A 19217-nucleotide genomic window follows, 5' to 3' on the forward strand; every position below is an offset into this window, starting at 1 on the left:
AGCGCACGGGCACCGATCGGAGACGCCAACGTCGGCAACGATCGACCGATGGCGCGCATCACCTCCCGCTCGGAGGCATTGACTCAGGGTTACACGGACTCCGAACTGCGGCGCATGTGCAGAACCGGAGATCTCACACGTGTGCGCCGTGGTGCCTACGCCAGCTCGGACGACATCGCGGACCTCTCCGGCCAGGAGCGCCACCTCCTCCTGGCGCGCGCGATGATGACGACCGGCAACACGGCCCCCGACGCAGTGCTGAGCCATGCGTCGGCAGCGATCGCTCACGGTATCGACTTGTGGAACGTGCCCCTCTCAGCAGTTCACATCACGCGCAACCGGCGTACAGGCGGCCGTACGGGCCCCGTGCGTCACGTTCATGCGTCGCCTTATGACGCCGACGAGGTCACCGATGTGGCGGGATTCCGCTCGACTACCGTCAGCCGCACCATTGCCGATCTGGCCTGTTGCCTGCCGTTCGAGGAAGCGGTCTGCGCGGCGGACGATGCAGCACGTCGATTCGGACTGGCAGGCGCCCAGGTCGAGGAAGTACTCTCTCGACGCCCCACCCGCAGTGGCCATGCGCGAGCCCACCGCGTAGCGCTGTTCATGGACGCCGGGTCCGAGAGTGTCGGTGAATCACGCAGTCGCGTGCTGCTACACGCTGCAGGCTTCGCGGTCTCCACTCAGCACACCATCACGTGCGGCAACACGTCCTACCGTGTCGACTTCTTGGTGGACGGCTCCAACGTGATCGGCGAGTTCGACGGTCGCGTGAAGTACGGACGGCTCGTACCGGCGGGCGAGACCCCGGCCGACGTGCTCTGGCGGGAGAAGCTCCGCGAGGATGCACTGCGCGACGCGGGCTACACGGTGGTGCGCTGGACGTGGCAGGACCTGGCCACGCCGAGCATCATCATCGAGCGCATCCGGCGAGCACTCGCCCGTAACCGCACAACCCCCGCATGAACCGCACACCCCCAGCAGCCTGCAGCGAAGGGTGTGCGCTCACCGCAACAGGTGTGCACACCCCCTCCAGGCGCGGAGCGGACCCTGGCGCGCGCCCCTCCAGGCGCGGAGCGGACCCGGGACCCCTCAGCAACCGCGCAAAGCGCACACCCCCTACACGAACCGCACACCCCCAGCAGCCTGCAGCGAAGGGTGTGCGCTCACCGCACCAGGTGTGCACACCCCCTGCAGGCGCGGGCGGACCCGGCAACCCCCGACCACCACCACGTGCTCACCGTGCATGTCAGGACTCGACGATCGCCTTGATCGCGGCGAGCGTGCGGGGAATCCCGTCGAGTGCGGCGGTACGGCGGATCTCGATCTCCTCCTGCGCGCGATCGCCGAACTTCGTGTGGAAGTACTCGATCCCCTGCTCGGTGAACAGCCACGATTCGGTGAGCTGCGTCGAGTTCTCGTCGATTGCCTCAAGGGTGTATCCCCACCGCACGAACGAGTCGCCGACGAGCCAGGCGAACTCGGTGCCCGGGATGGCGACGGCGACGGTCGAGACCGTCTCCCAGGTGCGGTCGGCGGTGACGTTGCGCCCGGTGAAGGTGGACCCGACCACGTCGGCGCTGCCACCGTCGTTCCACCAGCACTCCTGGCAGATCGGGCTCCACTCCCCGGTCCGGGTGACGTCGGAGACGAGGGCGTACACGGCGTCGGGCGACGCGGCGATCACGATGGAGTCGGAATGCTCGAGTGCGGTCATGCCTCGAGTATGCCGCCGAGCGGCGCCGTGAAGGTGGTTCGTCGCCGAAGTTCCTGCTCCGCCACCCGGATCGCCAACTGCAGGCGCTCCTCACGGCTCCCCGTCAACAACACCCAGGACCGGCCGGTGCGCGTGAGCGCGTCGAGGAACCACCCGGTCATGTCCGCCCGCACTTGTTCACCGTCACGAATACCGTCCTGCACGAACGGAACTCCGTGATGATCCGTCACCAGATACACGGCGGGGCGATCGTCGGCGACGGCGTGGTGTGACTCGGGGCCGAGATAACGCCGCTCCCACACCGTCGTCGCGAACGCGTCGGTGTCGCAGATCAGCACAGGCGATCCGCGCCGCGCTGCCGCGTCCTCGTGGGCAGTCTGGGTGCGCGCGATGCGGGCGAAGTCGTCACCGGTCCACACGATGTCGTCGACCGACCCGGCCTCCGCGACCTTGTCGAGGGTGTCCTGCCGGCCGAACTCGTCGACACACTCGGTGTCCGGCCACCGTTGTCGGAAGTGGGCAGCCAGCGCGCCGGCGACAGTGGTGGTGCCCGTCGACTCGGAACCCACCACGACGATGCGCGTCGCCAGACCGGCTCTGGCGGGCGCGTCGAGGCAGCGCCACGAGGCGGCGAGGTTGCGACGACACGCGGTCCCGGACACCGGGAAGGTGCTGCGCGGCAGATCGAACGGCACGTGTCGAGCGTCGAACCACCGCGCCAGTTGCTCGCCGTACGGCTCGCTGGTGACCACCACGTCGACGGGCTCGTTCCCGAGGGCCGCGCGCATGCACGCCACCTGGGCCGCCCACACGGCCCGTGAGGCGTGGTCGATCGGTGCGTCGCAGACGATGCCGGTGATCGTGACCGTCTTCTCGCCTGCGTGCGACTCGGTCATCCACGCCACACGGTCTCGCAGAGACACCGACTCCACGGTGGCTGCCATCACCACGACGGTCACCCGGTCGGCCACCGTGGCGGCGAACCGGACCATCGCGTGGTGACCGACGTGCGGCGGATAGAACTTGCCGATGATCAGCGCGTGCCTCATGCCGGCACCTCGACCGCGGCGGGGGTCATCGACCGTGTCCACGCTCGCAGCCCGGCAACGCACAGCGCGATGAATCCCAGATAGAGAACACCGGTCAGCACCAGATCCTTGTAGAGGTAGAGCGGCACGTACACGACGTCCGCGGCGATCCACAGGAACCAGGACTCACGACGCTTCGTCACCTGGCCCCACGTCGCCAGCAGTGACAGCACGGTCGTCACCGCGTCCCAGAACGGCACGACCGACGTCGTCGCGGTGTCGAGGAACCACGTCATGGCCAGCGTGGCCGTCACGCCGACGGCGCCGAGCCACCACCATTCCCGACGGCTGGTGGACGTGACCACCAGCGGACCCTGCGTGCCGCCGCCGACCCACAGGACCCATCCGGACACGGCGAGAGCGATGTAGACGAACTGCAGCGCCGCGTCGGCGAACAACCCGGCGCCGAAGAACAGCAGGACGAACGCGAGGTTGTTGGCGATACCGATGGGCCAGTTCCACACCGACTGCCGTGCGACCAGGACGACGCAGGTGGCGCCCGTGACGAATCCGACGACCTCGACCCACGACGTGGGTGCCCCGAAGGACACGAACGCGGTGGATCCGAGCCACTCGATCAGGGTCATGACGCCTCCTTAGCGTGATTATGCGCTAAGCATGGCGCAGAAGTGCTCGAAGTGCAACTCGACCCCTCGTCAGGCCACCGGCTCGAGCAACTGCGGCCCGTTGTTGCGCACGCTGTTGACGGCCGTGCTCACCTCGTACGGAGACAGGTGCGGCTCGGGCATCGACTGGACCAGGTCCGCCACCGCGCCGAGATCGGTCAGCGTCGGGTCCAACCAGGCATCGCGCATGTCCGCCGGCACCACGACGGGTGACCGGTCGTGGATGTGCCCCAGCGCGTCGGTGGCCGTCGTGGTGAGCACAGTCGTGGTCCACACCCACTTGCCCGGATCATCCTCGGGCAGTGCGGGATCCGGCCACAGCTCGTACAGTCCCGCCATCGCGAGAACACCGTCCGTGTGCAGGAAGTGCGGGATCTTCTTCCCCTCGCGCTTCTCCCACTCGTAATACCCGTCGGCGGGAACGAGGCAGCGCCGCTTCGCCGCGGCCTTGCGGAACGCCGGCTTCTCGGTGATGGTCTCGGACCGCGCGTTGATCAGCCTGCTCGCGATCTTTCGATCCTTCGCCCACGACGGGATCAGACCCCATCGGACCGTCCGCAGCTGGCGCGCTTCCTCCCCACGCTCGAGCACGATGCGCACCGCATCCGTGGGCGCCACGTTGTAGGACGGTTCCGGCGCCTCCCCCAGCGCCACGGCGGCATCGAAGATGGACGACAGGTCGTCGTCGGACCGGGTACTGGCGTAGCGACCGCACATCCCTCGATTCTGCCCCGCACGGGTAGCGACATGCCAGGCGGTCTGGTTAGTGTCGGAAAGTACCGCAACCGACGAGGGGGATCGCATGTCGACCGTGGACGAGACACCCGGCGCGCTGCAGTCGTGGGGGCTGAGCAAGCAGTACGACGGGAGCGCACCGGCCGTGCGCGACCTGTCCTTGTTCGTACCGCCCGGCACGCTGTACGGGCTGGTCGGACCCAACGGAGCAGGCAAGACCACGTTCCTGTCGATGGCGACGGGCATCGTGCGCCCGTCCGCCGGGCAGGTGTGGATCGACGGTCACGACGTGTGGGCCGATCCGGTCGCCGCCCGCGGGCGCGTCGGACTGCTTCCCGACAGGCCGTCCCTCCCCGAGGCCCTGCCCGGTCGGCGCGCACTGCACTACGTCGGAGTGCTGCACGGTCTCGATCCGGCGGTGGCGCACGAACGCTGCGAGGAACTGCTCGCGGTGCTGGACATCGCCGAGGCCGGTGACCGCGCGGTCTCCACGTACAGCGCCGGTATGAAGAAGAAGATCGGCCTGGCCGCGGCGATGATCCACTCGCCACGGCTTCTCGTGCTCGACGAGCCGCTGGAGGCGGTGGACCCCATGTCCGCCCGCACCATTCGGCACCTTCTCGAGAGTTTCGTCGCGCGGGGCGGCACCGCGATGGTGTCGAGCCACTCCATGCCGCTCATCGAGCAGATGTGCTCGCACGTGGCCATTCTCGCCCGCGGCTCTCTGCTGGCCGCCGGCACGATCGACGACGTGCGTGCCGGCGGCACCCTCGAGGGCGCGCTGTTCGACGCGGTCGGCGGCGGTGACCAGGCGGCCGAGTTGCCATGGCTGGGCTCATGATCAGCGCGCCGGTCCGCACACTGCTGTCGTTGGATCGCGAGATACGCAGAGCAGCAACCGGATCGGGTGCCCGCATCGCGATCGTGATCACCGCGATCGCGTCGCTCGGGGCGATGTACGCGATCACGCTGAGCGCACAGCCCTCGGCGCGTGCCACGCTCGCCGCACTGTGCGCCGTGGTGGTGGTCGTCCTCACCGTCGTCGCTCCCCTGCTGACTGGAGTGGGCGACCGCGGACTCGTCCCGGCGCACGTGCGCCATCTACCGGTGCGTGCCGACGATCTCCGGAGAGCCCTCGCCCTCATCGGTGCGCGCAGCGGGGTGACCGTCTTCCTCGTCGTCGGACTCGCCCTCACGCCCGTCGCGGTTCCGGACGTCTCGCCCGTGGCACGCATCGTGACCGCCGTGATCGCCCTGCTCACCGTCGGTGTCGCGCTCGCCGTGTCCCGTGTCGCCGTCCTCCGCCTGGATGCGGCATCGCGCACTCCACGCGGCCGCATCCTCTCGACGATCGGTGGCACCGTCGTCGCCGCGGCCGCGTACGCGGCCTTCCTCCTGCTCGGCAACGTCTCGACGTCGTTCGCCGACAACACCTTCCTGCGCACCGCGGTGCGCGTCCTGCCGACGGGATGGGCGGCGGTGTCGAGCGAGGCAGTCGACGACGGGAGGTGGTGGGTGCCCGCCCTCGTCGTCGTCGCACTCGCGGGACTCGGCGCACTGGTGGTGCGGTGGTGGACCTCGGCGGTGTCGGCCGCGCTCGACAGCACGCCGCCCCGCTCCCGGACCGACCGCCGTCGGACGACGACGACGTTCCGTGCGCGTGGACCGATGATCACGGCCATCGCCGCCGAGAGCAGGTTGCTGCTGGTCGATCCGCGCCGAGTGGGACTGCTGACGATGCCGGGGGTGTTCCTGCTCGTCGGAGTCGTGCTCATGGCCACCTCGACCGACATCTACGGCCTGCAGTACGGCGCACCGATCGTGATCCTGCTGACGAGCAGCATGTTCGCCAACTCGTACGGCCTCGACGGCGCAGCGGCGTGGCGCGTCACGTCGGTGCCGGGTGTGGCGCGACGCGTCATCGACGCGCGTCTCGTCATCGCGGCGGTGGTGGCCGCGGCGTTCGGCGCCGTCGGGACTGTCCTCGGTCGCCTCGTCGGCGATCCGTCGCCGCGCACTCTCCCCGTGGCGGCCGCCGTCGTCGTGGCCGCGTCCCTGGCCACTGCCGCGGCCGGCGCCGTGCAGTCGGCTGCCAGCCCGTACGTCGTCGCAGGACAGACCGCGGGGAGCGCGTTCAACTCCCGCGGGTCGATGACCGGCCGTGCGATCGGGTGGACGCTCGCCGTGATGGCCGGGGGTGCCCTCCTGTGCCTGCCGGGCGTCCTGATCGCGCTGGCCCTCCCGGGCGTCCTCGTCTGGCTCGCGCCCGTCGTCTCCCTGCTGCTCGGCGGATGCCTCGTGGCGGTGGCCCGGCGTCGAGCCGTCGCTCTGGTGACCAGCCGCGGCCCGGAGATCTTCGCAACCGTCAGCGCCTGATCACAATTCCGTGCACGATGTGGTCCGGGGAGCCGAGAGCGAGGAACACACAGGCATGACCATGCACGAACCGTCGACGCACGTCGTTCGCAAGACCAGCACCACCCTCGCCGACGGTCGAGAGTTGCTGTACTTCGACGACTCCGAGCCCTGGGTGTCCGGGGAGAAGACGCGGGACCTGGTGGACACGCGCCCCCTCCCCGCGTCGGAGTCGTTGTCGCAGATGCGACTCGACGTGCTCACCGGCGACTGGGTGGTCATCGCCGCGCAGCGGATGGACCGCACGTTTCTCCCACCGCCCGACGCGTCCCCGCTCGCGCCGAGCCGCCCGGGACGCCCACCCACCGAGATCCCCGCTGCCGACTACGACGTCGTGGTCTTCGAGAATCGCTTCCCCTCCCTCGCGCAGTCGGCAGCGGCGCAGCACCTTCCGTCGCACGTCGACGGCGAGGAGCTCTGGCCGCTCGCTGCCGGCACGGGCCGGTGCGAGGTGGTGTGTTTCGCCAGCGACCCCGACGCCTCCTTCGCCTCGCTCGACCTGCACCGGGTGCGCACCATCGTCGACGTGTGGGCCGACCGCACCGATGCACTGTCCGCCCTCCCCGGGGTGCGCCAGGTGGTCTGCTTCGAGAACCGGGGGCGGGAGATCGGGGTGACCCTCACTCACCCGCACGGGCAGATCTACGCCTACCCGTACCTGCCGCAGAGGACCGACGCGATGATCCGGCAGTCCCGGCTGCACCGGGAGCGCACCGGTCGCTCACTGCTGTCCGACGTACTGGACACCGAGCTGCGGTCCGGCCGCCGCATCGTCGTCGACACCGAGCACTGGGTGGCCTACGTGCCGGCGGCCGCCCGCTGGCCCGTCGAGGTGCACCTCGCCCCGCGCCGCGCCGTTCCCGATCTCGCTGCGTTGTCGACGGCCGAACGCGACGCGTTGGCCGGTGTGTATCGCGCTCTGCTGCGTGCGGTCGACGACTTCTTCGAGGGCGTCGACGAGGTGCCGTACATCGCCGCGTGGCACCAGGCTCCCGTCGGTGCGGACCGTGATCTGGGGCGTCTGCACCTGCAGCTGTTCTCGATGATGCGATCGCCGGGACGGATGAAGTTCCTGGCCGGATCCGAGTCCGCCATGGGCGCGTGGATCAACGACACCACACCCGAGGCCATCGCGGACAGGTTCCGGGAGGTGCTCGCGTGACCGCGTGGCTGCCGGTCGTCGACGAGGCCGAGCTCGCCGACGGTGCCGTCGAACGGTTCCGCACGACCTTCGGCGGCGAGCCGGACGGCGTCTGGATCGCGCCGGGACGGGTGAACCTGATCGGCGAGCACGTGGACTACGCGGGCGGGCTCGTCCTTCCCTTCGCGTTGCCCTACGTCACCGCGGTCGCGGCCCGCCGACGCGACGACGCAGTACTGCGGGCGGCGTCGACAGGCTCCGACATGCACTGGGGTATCGCACTGTCGGCCATCGCTCCCGGCGGCCCGGACGGGTGGGGCGCGTACGTCGCCGGCGTCTCGTGGGCGCTGGGGCTCACGATGGGCGCGGACATCGCGGTGCACTCGTCCGTACCCGTGGGCTCCGGCCTGTCCAGCTCGGCTGCTCTCGAATGTGCTGTGGCGGTGGCACTCCGGGACCTGTTCGATCTCGACGCCGACCGGCGGGCACTGATCGACGCGTGCATCCGCGCCGAGAACGAGATCGCCGGCGCATCGACGGGCGGGATGGATCAGTCGATCGCGATGCTCGCGGAACCGGGCCACGCGCTGCTGCTGGACTGTCTCGACTTCTCCTCCCGGCAGATTCCGCTCGATCTCCCGGACGCGGAGATCCTCGTCATCGACACGAACGCACCGCATCGGCTGGTCGACGGTCAGTACGGCCGGCGGCGCGCGTCGATCGAGAAGGCGTGCGCCGACCTCGGCGTGTCGACGCTGCGCGGTCTCGACCCGGAGGCGGCGGCGTCCGCGATGACCGACCAGGTGTCGGCGGCACGCGTCCGGCACGTCACCAGCGAGATCGTCCGCGTGGAGCAGGCGGCCGAACTCCTGAACGCCACACCCGATCTCGCGGCGTTGGGGGCGCTGCTGACCGCATCGCACCGATCACTGCGTGACGACTACGAAGTGAGCTCGCCGGAACTGGACTCCGCCGTCCGGGCATCGCTGGACGCCGGCGCGTTCGGCGCCCGGATGACCGGCGGCGGGTTCGGCGGTTCGGCCATCGCCCTGGTCGACCGGACGCGCACCGAGGCGGTCGCGAACGCGGTCACCGAGGCGGCATCGGCAGCCGGGCTGCCCACCCCCACCTTCCTCACCGCCACCCCGTCCGGGGCAGCGCACCGTCAGCGCTGAGAACGCCGACCCGAGACGACGAGTAGCGCCGCACCCAGAACCAGACCGACGCCCCCGACGGACCACAGCAGCACAGGTCCGCGGTCGGTGAGCCACATCAGCTTGGTGGCCGACTCGCGGGCGCGGTCGAGCTGCTCCTTCTGCCCGTCCTCGTCGAGCCCGAGGGTCGCCTTGAACACGGTGACCTCCGGAACGGCAGGGTCGCGCGCGAAGTACTGGTAGGGCTGCTCACGACCGCCGACGAGACTGCCGCTGCGCGGCTCGACGTAGATGTCGCGAACGGTGGAGTAGTACCGCTTCATGGTGATCGACTGCTCACCGAGCCCCTCGAGCCCCCACTTCGACGCGGGCAACGTCACGGAGTTGATCGGCGACTGCGTCGTCTCGGAGAGATCGGCACCGGTGACCTGCGTGCGGAAGTGGTAGATCGGGAGCCCGTCCATCGAGATCTCCTCGACGAACTCGGCAGGGAAGCTCGTCCAGGCCGTCGCGTCGTAGACCGAGTACGTGATCGGCTGGGTGTCGAACGGGAAGCGCTGCTGATATCCGGTCCGCGGCACCGGGATGGCGGGCTTGCCGACGGTGGTCTGCAACGACGCCACCGGATCGACCGGCTGCGACGTGCGTCGATCGACGGTGACCCGGTCGACCGACGCGGTCAGCAGACCGGCATCGCCCTCCCGGTCCGCACGGCGCACGGTCGCGCCGGACTGGAACGTCACGCGATCCGCGTCGCTCGGATCCTCGGTGGTGATGAAGCGCTGCACCACCAGCGGGACCCCGGTGGCCACGGACAGCGGGCCGGGACGCGTGATGGACGTCGCGTCGAGCACGTCGCCGCCGGTTCCCGGATCGGTGACCGCGACCGTCGTGGTGCGGATGTCCAGGGGCGTCACCGCGAGTCGATGCTCGACGTAGGTGGGCAGCATGATCGCCCCCACCACGGCCGCACTGCCGATCGCGAGCAGGACACACGCGCTGCCGCGCAGGAGGGTAGGTCGCGCCACGTCGGTCACCTGCTCCCGTACTGCACGTCGCCGAGCACCGAGGCCGACGGATCGGCGGTGACCACCGGCTCCGGCCGGACGGTCTCCTCGGCGGACCATGTCAGGCCCACCACCGCGCCGGCGGACAACACCCCACCCACGAGCAGGCTGGCCACAGCCGGCACCACGACACTTCTCACAGCCACGTCCCCCACATCCGATCCTCGACGTCCAACTGTGTCATTTCGGACACCGCCCGAGGCCGTCCCGACGTTGTGAACAGTCCACGATCTGGGCGCGGACCTCTGGAGGCTCCCGTTTCGCCCGGTCGGGTCGCGGGTACAACCCGGCTCATGAACGAAACCCGGCACACGAGCGATACGGGCGGCCGCGCACCGGCCGCGGCCGATCTGTCCACCGTGCAATTGGTCGAGCGCCTGACCCAGCAGGTGAGCACGCTGGTGCGCACCGAGGTGAGCAGCGCACTCGACGAGGTCAAGTCGAAGGGCACCAAGCTCGGGGTCGGCATCGGTGTCTCCGGCGCCGGCGCCCTGCTGCTGTTCCTGGGCCTCGCGACCCTCGTCGCCACCGCCGTCCTCGGCCTGGCGACGGTGCTCGACCCGTGGCTCGCGGCACTGATCGTCGCCGTCGTCCTGCTGATCGTCGGCGGCATCCTCGCCAAGGTCGGCGCGACCAAGGCGAAAAATGCCGTTCCGCCTGCACCTGCCGCCACCGTCGCCAGCGTCCAGCGCGACGTCGAGACCGTCCAGAACGCCCGAAAGGCTCACTCATGACCGACCCGAAGGACGCGTCCGAACCGCGTCACGCCCTGCGTACCGAGGCCGATGCCGAGCCGCCGTCCGTCGAGCAGCAGCGCGAGGAGCTGGCCGAGACCGTCGAGGCGCTCGCGGCCAAGGTCGACGTGCCCGCTCGCGTCTCCGCCGCGGCCCACGAGTCGACGGAGAAGGTGCAGGAGGTAGCTCAGCAGGGCGTCGCCAAGGCACAGGAGGGTGTCGCGCAGGTGAAGGAGAACCCGCAGGTCGCGGGCATCTCGCTCGCCGGTGCGCTCGCCGCCGTGGTCCTCGTGGCCCTGGTCCGCCGCCGCCGTGCGCGCACGGCGCTGCGCCGACAGACCGTCCTCGACATCCTGGCCGGCCGATGACCAGCACGTCGAAGGCCTTCTACAAGCCGCTCTCCCTGGCCACGAGCATCGTCGGTGGACTGGTCGCCGGACAGATCTTCAACCAGATCTACAAGCGCGTCGGCAAGAACGACGCCGAGATGCCCGATCCGAAGGACCTCTCACGCACCAACCGTGAGGTCCTGATCGCCGCAGCGCTGCACGGCGTCGTGTACGGGCTGGTCAAGGCCGGGGTCGACCGCGCCGGCGCCAAGGGATTTCGCGCACTCGCCAAGGAAGACCCCAAGTGACGATCATCAGAAGGAGCCTTTCGTGACCGAGAACCAGGGTGCAGCCTCCGAGGCGCGCAGCGACTTCGTCGACAAGATCAAGGGCCGGGCCAAGGAAGTGGCCGGCGCCGTGACCAACAACGACGAACTCGCCGATCGCGGACGGCTCGAGCAGGCGGAGGTGGAACGCCGCCGCGAGGCCGAGGCCACCGAGACCGCCGCCGCCCTCGAGATCGAGGAGGCGCAGCAGGACATCGCGGAGACGGAGGCCGAGGCGGACGTCGCACGGCAGTCCGTCGAGGACCGCACCGACGCGTCCGAGGCTGCGGCACAGAACGACCGGCTCCGTGCGCACACGACGGCGGAGGCCGACGCGATGCGTGACGCCGAGCAGGGTCGCGTCGCCGCCGAGGCACAGTCGGAGCGGCGCATCGCCGAGGCCACCAGCGAGCGGCAGCAGGAGGAGGCCCGTGCGGCCGACGAGATCTCCGCTGCGCGAAGCGAGTACGACGAGAAGCTCGACGAGGCCGACGCACTGGAGCAGGAGGCGGCGCAGGCACGCGAGCGCGCCGCCCGGGCCGAGCGCGAGGCCGCGTCGACCGACACCGAGGAGACCAAGTGAGCCTGTCCCTGCCCCGCCGGATCCTGCGACTGCAGTACTCGATCGCACGACTTCCGTTGCAGGCGTTCGAGTCCACCGTGATCAGTCGGCTCGACGCCGAGGGTCCGGTCCGTGCGACGTATCAGCAGATCGTCGGAAGCATCGACGCCACCGCGGGTGCCGTCCTGGGTGACGAGGACCTCGCGCGGCGCGGCCAGAAGATGCGCAGCGCGGCCGCGGATCTGGAGAAGGCCACCCGTCTCGAGGCGCAGGCCCGCGAGAAGCGTGCACAGGCGACGCGCGAGACGCAGAACAGGGTCGACGAGGCGACGACGCGGGCGAAGAAGGCTCGCGAGACCGCCGAGGAGAAGGCGACCGACGCGGCCGACCAGGAGATCGAGAACAAGGTGGCCGCGGGCAAGAAGGCCGCCGCACGACTCGAGGACCGCAAGTCGCGCGCCGACGACATCGCCGACAAGCGGATCTCGGCGGCCGAGGCCGAGCGTGAAGCGAAGCTGTCGGAGGTCGAACGCCGCGAGGCCGAGGCCAAGGCTCCGCGCACCGAGGAGATCGAGGACGCGGCGGAGAAGCTGGAGGACGCCGCCGAGAAGCGCGACGACGCCGAACGCCTGGCGGACGTCGCGGAGGCGTCGAAGGACAGCTGACACCGCCCGTCGACTCACCGTCTGCCCCCGGACAGTCACTGGACTGCTCGGGGGCAGACCACTCGACGGGGCCGACAGTGAGACGATGGCGGACGTGAGCACATCAGACACGACGCCGCGCCAGGCCGGCCAGCGCACGCTGCGCCCGCTCGAGCAGTCCGTCAAGCTGCAGAACGTCCTCTACGAGATCCGTGGACCCGTGCACGCCCACGCCGCCCGTCTCGAGGCAGAGGGCCACCGCATTCTGAAGCTCAACATCGGCAACCCGGCGCCGTTCGGCTTCGAGGCACCCGACGTCATCGTGCGCGACATGATCGCCGCGCTCCCCACGGCGCAGGGGTACTCCGAGTCCAAGGGCATCATGTCGGCCCGCCGCGCCATCGTCACCCGCTACGAGCTGGTCGACGGCTTCCCGTTCCTCGACGTCGACGACATCTACCTCGGCAACGGCGTGTCCGAGCTGATCACGATGACCATGCAGGCGCTGCTCGACGACGGCGACGAGGTCCTCATCCCGGCGCCCGACTACCCGCTGTGGACGGCGATGACGACGCTGTCCGGTGGCAAGGCGGTGCACTACCGCTGCGACGAGGAGAACGACTGGAACCCCGACCTCGCGGACATCGAGTCGAAGATCACCGATCGCACCAAGGCGCTCCTGGTCATCAACCCGAACAACCCGACGGGTGCGGTGTACTCCGAGGAGGTGCTGCGGGGGATCGCGGCGCTGGCACGCAAGCACAGCCTGTTGCTGCTGGCCGACGAGATCTACGACAAGATCCTCTACGACGGCGCCCAGCACGTGTCCATGGCGACGATGGCGCCGGACCTGCTGTGCCTCACCTTCAACGGTCTCTCCAAGGCCTACCGGGTGGCCGGATACCGCGCGGGCTGGCTCGCGATCACCGGACCCAAGGACCACGCCGCGGGCTTCCTGGAGGGCATCAATCTGCTGGCGTCCACCCGGCTGTGCCCCAATGTGCCTGCGCAGCATGCCATTCAGGTCGCACTCGGCGGCCACCAGAGCATCGGGGACCTCATCCTGCCGGGCGGGCGACTGCTCGAACAGCGTGACGTCGCGTGGGAGGGGCTCAACGCCATTCCCGGCGTGAGCTGCGTCAAGCCGCGCGGTGCGCTGTATGCCTTCCCGCGCCTCGATCCCGAGGTGCACGAGATCCACAGCGACGAGAAGCTGGTGCAGGACCTGCTGCTGCAGGAGAAGATCCTGGTGGTGCAGGGAACCGGCTTCAACTGGCCCGATCACGATCACCTACGCATCGTCACGCTGCCGTGGGCCCGCGATCTGCGCACGGCGATCGAACGGTTCGGCAACTTCCTGTCGTCGTACCGGCAGTGACCGTCAGGGCGTTCGTCGAGGCGTTGCCGAAGGTCGAGTTGCACGTCCACCTCGAGGGGTCGATGTGGCCGAGCACGCTGAAGGCGCTGGCCGACAAGCATCAGGTCGAGGCGATCCCGCGCACGGAGGACGCGCTGCGGGAGTGGTTCGAGTTCCGCGACTTCCCGCACTTCATCGAGGTGTACCTGACGTCGATCGGCGTGCTGCGCGATCCCGAGGACTTCGCGCGGCTCGCGTACGACAGCCTCACCGCGCTGGCGACGCACGCCGTGCGGTACACCGAGATGCACATCAGTCTCTTCGGGCACCTCATGCGTGGGGTGGACGCGGCGGCGGTGTTCGAGGGTGTCGAGGAGGGCCGGCTGCGTGCTGAGGCCGAGACCGGCATCGTCGCGCGCTGGATCCCCGATTTCCCCGGTGACTTCGGTACCGATGCGGCAAACCGCACCCTGGACGCCGTGCTGGCGCATCGCGTCGACTCGATCGTCGGATTCGGCATCGGGGGCATCGAGGTGCCGCGGGCGGAGTTCGCCGACGTGTTCGCGCGGGCGAGCGCGGCGGGACTGCACTCGCTCCCCCACGCGGGCGAGACCGGCGGGCCGGACAGCATCTGGTCGGCGCTGCGTGATCTGGGGGCCGAACGCATCGGCCACGGCATCGCCGCGCTCGGCGACCCCGAGCTCGTCGCACACCTGATCGAGCACCGGATCCCGCTCGACGTGTCCCCCACCTCCAACATCCGGACCCGCGTCGTCGAGTCGCTCGACGTGCACCCGCTGCCGGCCATGATCGACGCGGGGCTGACGGTCACGCTCAACAGCGACGACCCGTCGATGTTCGGCACCGACCTCACCACCGAGTACCTCGCCGCGCACGGCATGGGGCTGGACGCGTCGGCTCTGCGCTCGCTCGCCCTCGCGGGGGTGGACGCGTCGTACGCGGACGCGGACCTGAAGGAGCAGTTGCGGGCGGAGATCGCGGCGGTCGAACTCCCGGAGGTCTAGGGGCGCTGCACGCCGTCCAGCGCTCCACACCCCTCCCCGCAAGCTGCAGGGGGTGTGCGCCTCACGGAACCCGCGCAGCACGGCGTGCCCGCATTCCCGCGGGCGTTCCAGGTTCCCGCGGATGCTGCAACACCTACGAGAACCCGGAACCCCTACGGGAGCGCCGGCACACTCCCTGACCTGCACTTGGTGTGACGCGCAGTGCCATACACCGCGCTGTGTGACACAACACAACGTCTCGGGCACATTTTTCAACCCCGTGATGATCGAACCGTGCGTTCGCGGGTATGTTCGTACATGAGCCCTTCGGGGTTCCGAAAGCGCCGAACGGCCCCCCACCCCCCCGGTGGGCCGCTCGGTCGGTGGCGGGGGACACCCCCCCTGCTTCCCCGCCACCCGCTTTCGTCCCGCGCCGCTCACGCCCCCATTTACTTCTCCGCGCCACCGATAGTGTTGGCGTCGTGACACACGGCCACGGACACAGCTCCGGTCCCGCCCCCATCGGGAAGATCGCCGCGAGACTGGTGCTCGGCATCCTCGCCGTCGTCGGCATCGCCGCGATCGTGGGCGTGGTGCTGCTGTGGCCCAGCGATCGCACCGTCGAGGTCCCCGCGCCGTTCCAGAGCGCGGGCCGGCGGCGTCGTGGCCACCGAGTACGGCACCGTGGTGTCGCAGGACATCGGTCCGTGTGGCAGTTCGTCCAACGGTCGCGTCTTCAGCGGCGCCCCCACTCCGCCCACCGTCTCGGGCTTCGAATGCAACCGCAGCATCGTCTCGATCGACACCGGCGTGAACGAGGGCACCCGCACCCTGCTCGAGGTGACGCCGGGGCCGGGCACCCCCGATCTGCGCGTCGGCGAGGAGATCCGCCTCGTCCGCGGCACCGACGACAGCGGGACCGCGATCTACGGGTTCGACGACTACTCCCGCACCACTCCGCTGCTGCTGGTGGTCGCGGTCTTCGCCGTCGTCATCTGCGTGGTCGCGCGGTGGCGCGGGCTGCGCGCCCTGCTCGGACTCGGTCTCGCGCTCGGAGTGCTGGTGGGTTTCGTGCTCCCCGCGATCCTCGACGGCCGGTCCGCCATCCTCGTCGCCCTGGTCGGCGGCACCGTCATCCTCTACGGCGTGCTGTATCTGGCGCACGGGCCCAATCTGCGGACCAGTTCGGCGTTGCTCGGCACCGTGGTGTCGATGGGCGTCGCCGCGGGACTGTCCGAAGCGGCCATCAGGCTGACCCGGGTGACCGGTCTGTCGGAGGAACAGAACACCGACGTGCAGGCCTATCTCGACCACGTCAGCATCACCGGGTTGCTGCTCGCCGGGTTCATCATCGGATCGCTCGGCGTACTGAACGACGTGACGATCACCCAGGCGTCGGCAGCGTTCGAGCTCGCGGCACTCGATCCCGACGCCACCCGGCGGTCGATCTTCACGTCCGCGATGCGCGTCGGGCGGGACCACATCGCCAGCACCGTCTACACGCTCGTCCTGGCCTACGCGGGTGGTGCGCTGCCGCTGTTGCTGCTCTTCAGTGTCGCCGGCCGCTCGTTCGGCAACGTCCTGACCGGAGACGCGGTGGCCATCGAGATCGTCCGCTCGTGCGTGGGCGGCACGGCGCTCGCGCTCTCCGTTCCGCTCACCACCGCGATCGCCGTGATGCTCGCCCGGCCGCCCCGCGGACGCGCCCCCGTGAGCGGTCGGCACTCCGCGCGCTGACACCCCAGCACAGCACCTCCGGTCGTCTCACGGTATGTATTTGTCACAAAAACATTCTCGTGTATTGTTTTCACTGGGTTCGGGAACCTACGCGTCTGTTCATCGCAGAGGCAAGGCACATCGACACATGTGAGGAACATCGAATGAACACACTGACCGTCGAGGACATCGACCGCATCCGTGAGGTTCTGGGCAAGTACGGCAAGCTGCCCGTCACCATCGCGTCCGTGGGCAACGAGGACGATCTGTACGACGCCGGCCTCACCTCGCACGCCAGTGTGAACGTGATGATCGCGCTCGAGGACGAGTTCGATGTCGAGTTCCCCGACCGCCTGCTCCAGAAGTCCACCTTCGCCAGCGTCGCGTCCATCGCCGACGCCGTCGCCGAGCTGGCCTGATCACCATGACGACACTCGAGGATTTCCCCGCCGGCGCCCTCGTCGACTCCACCCTCTCTCCGCTGCCCCTGGACGAGGTACTCGCGGTGGTGCGTTCGCACGCCGATGCCATCGACCGGGAAGCCCGCTTCCCCACCGAGTCGGTCGACGCGCTGCGTGCCGGCGGCCTGCTGTCCGCGTCCATCCCCTCGTCGCTCGGCGGCGGCGGCTACACGCTCAGTGAGCTGGCGGCCGTGTCGCGCGCGCTCGGTGGTGAGTGCGCGTCGACGGCCATGATCTTCGCGATGCACCACACCCAGGTGATGAGCCTGTCGCGTCACGGCCTGACGTCGGATGCCATTCGCTCTCTTCTGCGTCGCATCGTCGACGAGCAGCTCCTCGTGGCGTCGGCCACCACCGAGATCAACATCGGTGGCGACGTCCGCACCAGCGGGTGCGCGGTGGAGTACGACGGCGACCGCTACACGCTCACGAAGAACGCCCCCGTCATCTCGTACGGCGAGTACTCGGACGTCGTCCTGGCGACAGCACGGCGCTCGGTCGACAGTGCTCCGAGCGACCAGGTCCTCGTCGCCTGTCAGCGAGCGGACCTCACGCTCGAGAAGACCGGCACCTGGGACACCATGGGCTTCCGCGGCACCTGCAGCCCCGGCTTCATGCTGCACGCCTCCGGAGACGCCCAGTGGGTCCTCCCCGACAGTTACGGTGACATCTCGGCTCGCACGATGCTGCCGACCGCCCACGTCCTGTGGGGCGGCGCCTGGCTGGGTATCGCCGACGCCGCTGTGCGGAAGGCTCGCAAGTCGGTGCAGAAAGCCGCGCGCAAGACTCCGGGTGTCACTCCTCCGGCCGCCGCACGTCTGGCCGAACTGCTCGTCGTGCACCAGCAGCTCACCGACACCGTGTTCCGCGCGGGCGACACCTTCGACGCGATCGCCGACGACGCCGAGGCCCTCGGCGCGATCGGTTTCGCACTGCAGATCAACAACGTCAAGGTCACCGCATCGAACCTGCTCATCGACATCGTCGCGCGCGCACTACTCATTTGCGGCATCGCCGGCTACCGCGAGGACAGTGAACTGCGCATGAGCCGCCACCTCCGCGACTCGCACGGTTCCGCGATCATGGTGAGCAACGAGCGCATCCTCGGCCACAACGCCCAGCTCTCGCTCGTCTACAAGGGGATCTGACCATGACCTCCACACTCGACCGCGACGTGGTCTCCGATCTCGATCTGGCCCGTGCCGATTTCCGCGATCAGCTCGTCGGCGCCGGTCTCCTCGTCCCCAGCTCCCTCGACGGTCTGTACGGCCGCTCGGGCGAGTTCGAGGACATCATCGATCTCATCGACTCCAAGGTGAAGGCCGCAGGCGCTGCCGCACACGGAGATGCGCTGCGCCGCTTTCGATTCCCGCCAGTGTTCCCGCGCGATGCATTCGAGAAGACCGACTACATCGCCTCGTTCCCCAACCTCACCGGCGCCATCACCACCTTCTCCGGCGACAACAAGGCCCACGCCGAGCTGCTCGCGGCACGGTCCGAGGGCAGGGACTGGGACCACTGGCTCGAGTCCGCCGGCACCATGCTGGTGTCGGCCGCGTGCCACCCGTCCTACTCCATGCTCACCGGTCAGCTTCCCGACGGCGGCACCATGCTCGACGTCTACGGGTACTGCTTCCGGCACGAGCCCGCCGTGGATCCTGCTCGCATGCAGGCGTTCCGGATGCACGAGTTCGTCCAGGTCGGCACCCCCGACCAGGCCGTCGAACACCGCGAGTCGTGGATCGAGCGCGGCATGACGGTGCTGGCCGACCTCGGGCTCGACGCCTCCCCCGTCATCGCCAACGACCCGTTCTTCGGTCGCGCGGGACGCATGCTGGCCGCGAACCAGCGCAACGAGAACCTCAAGACCGAGCTCGTGGTCCGCCTCTACGGCGACCTGGACGACGGCACCGCGGTGGTCTCGTGCAACTGCCACCGCGACCACTTCGGTCAGACCTTCGACATCCGCACCGCGGACGGCAACGAGGCCCACAGTGCCTGTGTCGGTTTCGGTATGGAGCGCATCGCCCTCGCGATGGTGCGCACACACGGCCTGGACACCTCGCGGTGGCCGGGCAGCCTCCGCCTCTCCTGACGGAGCTCGGGGGGCTCACTGACCGGTTCGGGCCTGGGTTGAG

The 19217-nt window shown here is 69.4% G+C and carries 21 protein-coding genes and 1 pseudogene; 16 read left to right on the top strand and 6 right to left on the bottom strand.

Annotated features, from left to right (window positions below; all coding sequences use genetic code 11):
• Positions 1-48: 48 nt before the first annotated feature.
• Positions 49-969 (top strand): type IV toxin-antitoxin system AbiEi family antitoxin domain-containing protein, encoded by a 921-nt coding sequence (locus QE397_RS16790; RefSeq protein ID WP_307096155.1) that lies wholly within the window; start codon positions 49-51, stop codon positions 967-969.
• A 283-nt stretch (positions 970-1252) separates the two neighbouring features.
• On the opposite strand, the gene QE397_RS16795 is transcribed toward QE397_RS16790, so the two are convergent.
• The 4 genes from QE397_RS16795 to QE397_RS16810 all read right to left on the bottom strand — a co-directional run bounded on the left by QE397_RS16795 (position 1253) and on the right by QE397_RS16810 (position 4151).
• A complete protein-coding gene (locus QE397_RS16795; RefSeq protein WP_056444006.1) occupies positions 1253-1720 on the bottom strand; it encodes an SRPBCC family protein in 468 nt (155 codons plus the stop codon).
• The gene (locus QE397_RS16800; protein ID WP_307096159.1) at positions 1717-2769 is read right to left on the bottom strand and encodes an AAA family ATPase; all 1053 of its coding nucleotides are present in this window, start codon (positions 2767-2769) and stop codon (positions 1717-1719) included. Before QE397_RS16800 ends, QE397_RS16795 begins: the two co-directional genes overlap by 4 nt.
• Positions 2766-3395: a nicotinamide riboside transporter PnuC gene (gene pnuC, locus QE397_RS16805; RefSeq protein ID WP_037186937.1), complete on the bottom strand. Its 630-nt coding sequence runs from the start codon at positions 3393-3395 to the stop codon at positions 2766-2768. Before pnuC ends, QE397_RS16800 begins: the two co-directional genes overlap by 4 nt.
• A gap of 69 nt (positions 3396-3464) precedes the next feature.
• A complete protein-coding gene (locus tag QE397_RS16810; RefSeq protein ID WP_222633026.1) occupies positions 3465-4151 on the bottom strand; it encodes an SOS response-associated peptidase in 687 nt (228 codons plus the stop codon).
• A gap of 85 nt (positions 4152-4236) precedes the next feature.
• On the opposite strand from QE397_RS16810, the gene QE397_RS16815 reads away from it, so the two are divergent.
• Genes QE397_RS16815 through galK form a run of 4 tightly spaced genes read left to right on the top strand, consistent with a single transcriptional unit; the run spans position 4237 to position 8900 of the window.
• A complete protein-coding gene (locus QE397_RS16815; protein WP_307096163.1) occupies positions 4237-5010 on the top strand; it encodes an ABC transporter ATP-binding protein in 774 nt (257 codons plus the stop codon).
• Entirely contained in the window at positions 4995-6545 is a 1551-nt protein-coding gene (locus QE397_RS16820) for a hypothetical protein (RefSeq protein WP_307096166.1), read from the top strand. Before QE397_RS16815 ends, QE397_RS16820 begins: the two co-directional genes overlap by 16 nt.
• Positions 6546-6600: 55 nt before the next feature.
• Positions 6601-7746, top strand: coding sequence for a galactose-1-phosphate uridylyltransferase (gene galT, locus QE397_RS16825; RefSeq protein ID WP_307096169.1), 1146 nt, complete (start codon positions 6601-6603; stop codon positions 7744-7746).
• The gene (galK, locus tag QE397_RS16830) at positions 7743-8900 is read left to right on the top strand and encodes a galactokinase (protein ID WP_307096171.1); all 1158 of its coding nucleotides are present in this window, start codon (positions 7743-7745) and stop codon (positions 8898-8900) included. The genes galT and galK overlap by 4 nt, the downstream gene beginning before the upstream one ends.
• Here the strand turns inward: galK and QE397_RS16835 are convergent.
• Together QE397_RS16835 and QE397_RS16840 are read right to left on the bottom strand one after the other, a co-directional pair.
• A complete protein-coding gene (locus tag QE397_RS16835) occupies positions 8891-9907 on the bottom strand; it encodes a DUF3068 domain-containing protein (protein ID WP_162246758.1) in 1017 nt (338 codons plus the stop codon). The two genes, galK and QE397_RS16835, sit on opposite strands and share 10 nt — an antisense overlap.
• A 5-nt stretch (positions 9908-9912) precedes the next feature.
• Entirely contained in the window at positions 9913-10092 is a 180-nt protein-coding gene (locus QE397_RS16840) for a DUF2613 domain-containing protein (RefSeq protein ID WP_235579024.1), read from the bottom strand.
• 147 nt (positions 10093-10239) lie between these two features.
• Between QE397_RS16840 and QE397_RS16845 the strand changes: the two genes are divergently transcribed.
• The 11 genes and pseudogenes from QE397_RS16845 to QE397_RS16895 all read left to right on the top strand — a co-directional run bounded on the left by QE397_RS16845 (position 10240) and on the right by QE397_RS16895 (position 19174).
• On the top strand, positions 10240-10680 hold the full coding sequence (locus QE397_RS16845) for a phage holin family protein (protein WP_051613630.1): 441 nt from the start codon (positions 10240-10242) through the stop codon (positions 10678-10680).
• The gene (locus QE397_RS16850) at positions 10677-11048 is read left to right on the top strand and encodes a DUF3618 domain-containing protein (protein ID WP_222647317.1); all 372 of its coding nucleotides are present in this window, start codon (positions 10677-10679) and stop codon (positions 11046-11048) included. The genes QE397_RS16845 and QE397_RS16850 overlap by 4 nt, the downstream gene beginning before the upstream one ends.
• Positions 11045-11317 (top strand): DUF4235 domain-containing protein, encoded by a 273-nt coding sequence (locus QE397_RS16855; RefSeq protein WP_027506952.1) that lies wholly within the window; start codon positions 11045-11047, stop codon positions 11315-11317. The genes QE397_RS16850 and QE397_RS16855 overlap by 4 nt, the downstream gene beginning before the upstream one ends.
• 22 nt (positions 11318-11339) lie before the next feature.
• Positions 11340-11918 carry a hypothetical protein gene (locus QE397_RS16860; protein WP_056443995.1) on the top strand — a complete coding sequence of 193 codons (579 nt, stop codon included), beginning with the start codon at positions 11340-11342 and terminating at the stop codon, positions 11916-11918.
• Positions 11915-12562, top strand: a complete 648-nt coding sequence (locus tag QE397_RS16865) for a hypothetical protein (RefSeq protein ID WP_222626572.1) — start codon at positions 11915-11917, stop codon at positions 12560-12562. Before QE397_RS16860 ends, QE397_RS16865 begins: the two co-directional genes overlap by 4 nt.
• A gap of 85 nt (positions 12563-12647) precedes the next feature.
• The gene (locus QE397_RS16870) at positions 12648-13919 is read left to right on the top strand and encodes a pyridoxal phosphate-dependent aminotransferase (RefSeq protein WP_307096178.1); all 1272 of its coding nucleotides are present in this window, start codon (positions 12648-12650) and stop codon (positions 13917-13919) included.
• Positions 13916-14923 (top strand): adenosine deaminase, encoded by a 1008-nt coding sequence (gene add / locus QE397_RS16875; RefSeq protein WP_307096180.1) that lies wholly within the window; start codon positions 13916-13918, stop codon positions 14921-14923. Before QE397_RS16870 ends, add begins: the two co-directional genes overlap by 4 nt.
• Positions 14924-15384: 461 nt before the next feature.
• A pseudogene (locus tag QE397_RS16880) lies at positions 15385-16639 on the top strand (YibE/F family protein).
• 143 nt (positions 16640-16782) lie between these two features.
• Complete coding sequence (locus QE397_RS16885; RefSeq protein ID WP_222647928.1) at positions 16783-17037, top strand: acyl carrier protein; 255 nt, start codon at positions 16783-16785, stop codon at positions 17035-17037.
• 5 nt (positions 17038-17042) lie between these two features.
• Positions 17043-18227, top strand: coding sequence for an acyl-CoA dehydrogenase family protein (locus QE397_RS16890; protein WP_307096184.1), 1185 nt, complete (start codon positions 17043-17045; stop codon positions 18225-18227).
• Positions 18228-18229: 2 nt separating this feature from the next.
• A complete protein-coding gene (locus QE397_RS16895; protein ID WP_307096186.1) occupies positions 18230-19174 on the top strand; it encodes an amino acid--[acyl-carrier-protein] ligase in 945 nt (314 codons plus the stop codon).
• Positions 19175-19217 lie beyond the last annotated feature (43 nt).

The organism is Rhodococcus sp. SORGH_AS_0301 (assembly GCF_030818285.1).
In the GTDB taxonomy this organism is placed as follows: domain Bacteria; phylum Actinomycetota; class Actinomycetes; order Mycobacteriales; family Mycobacteriaceae; genus Rhodococcoides.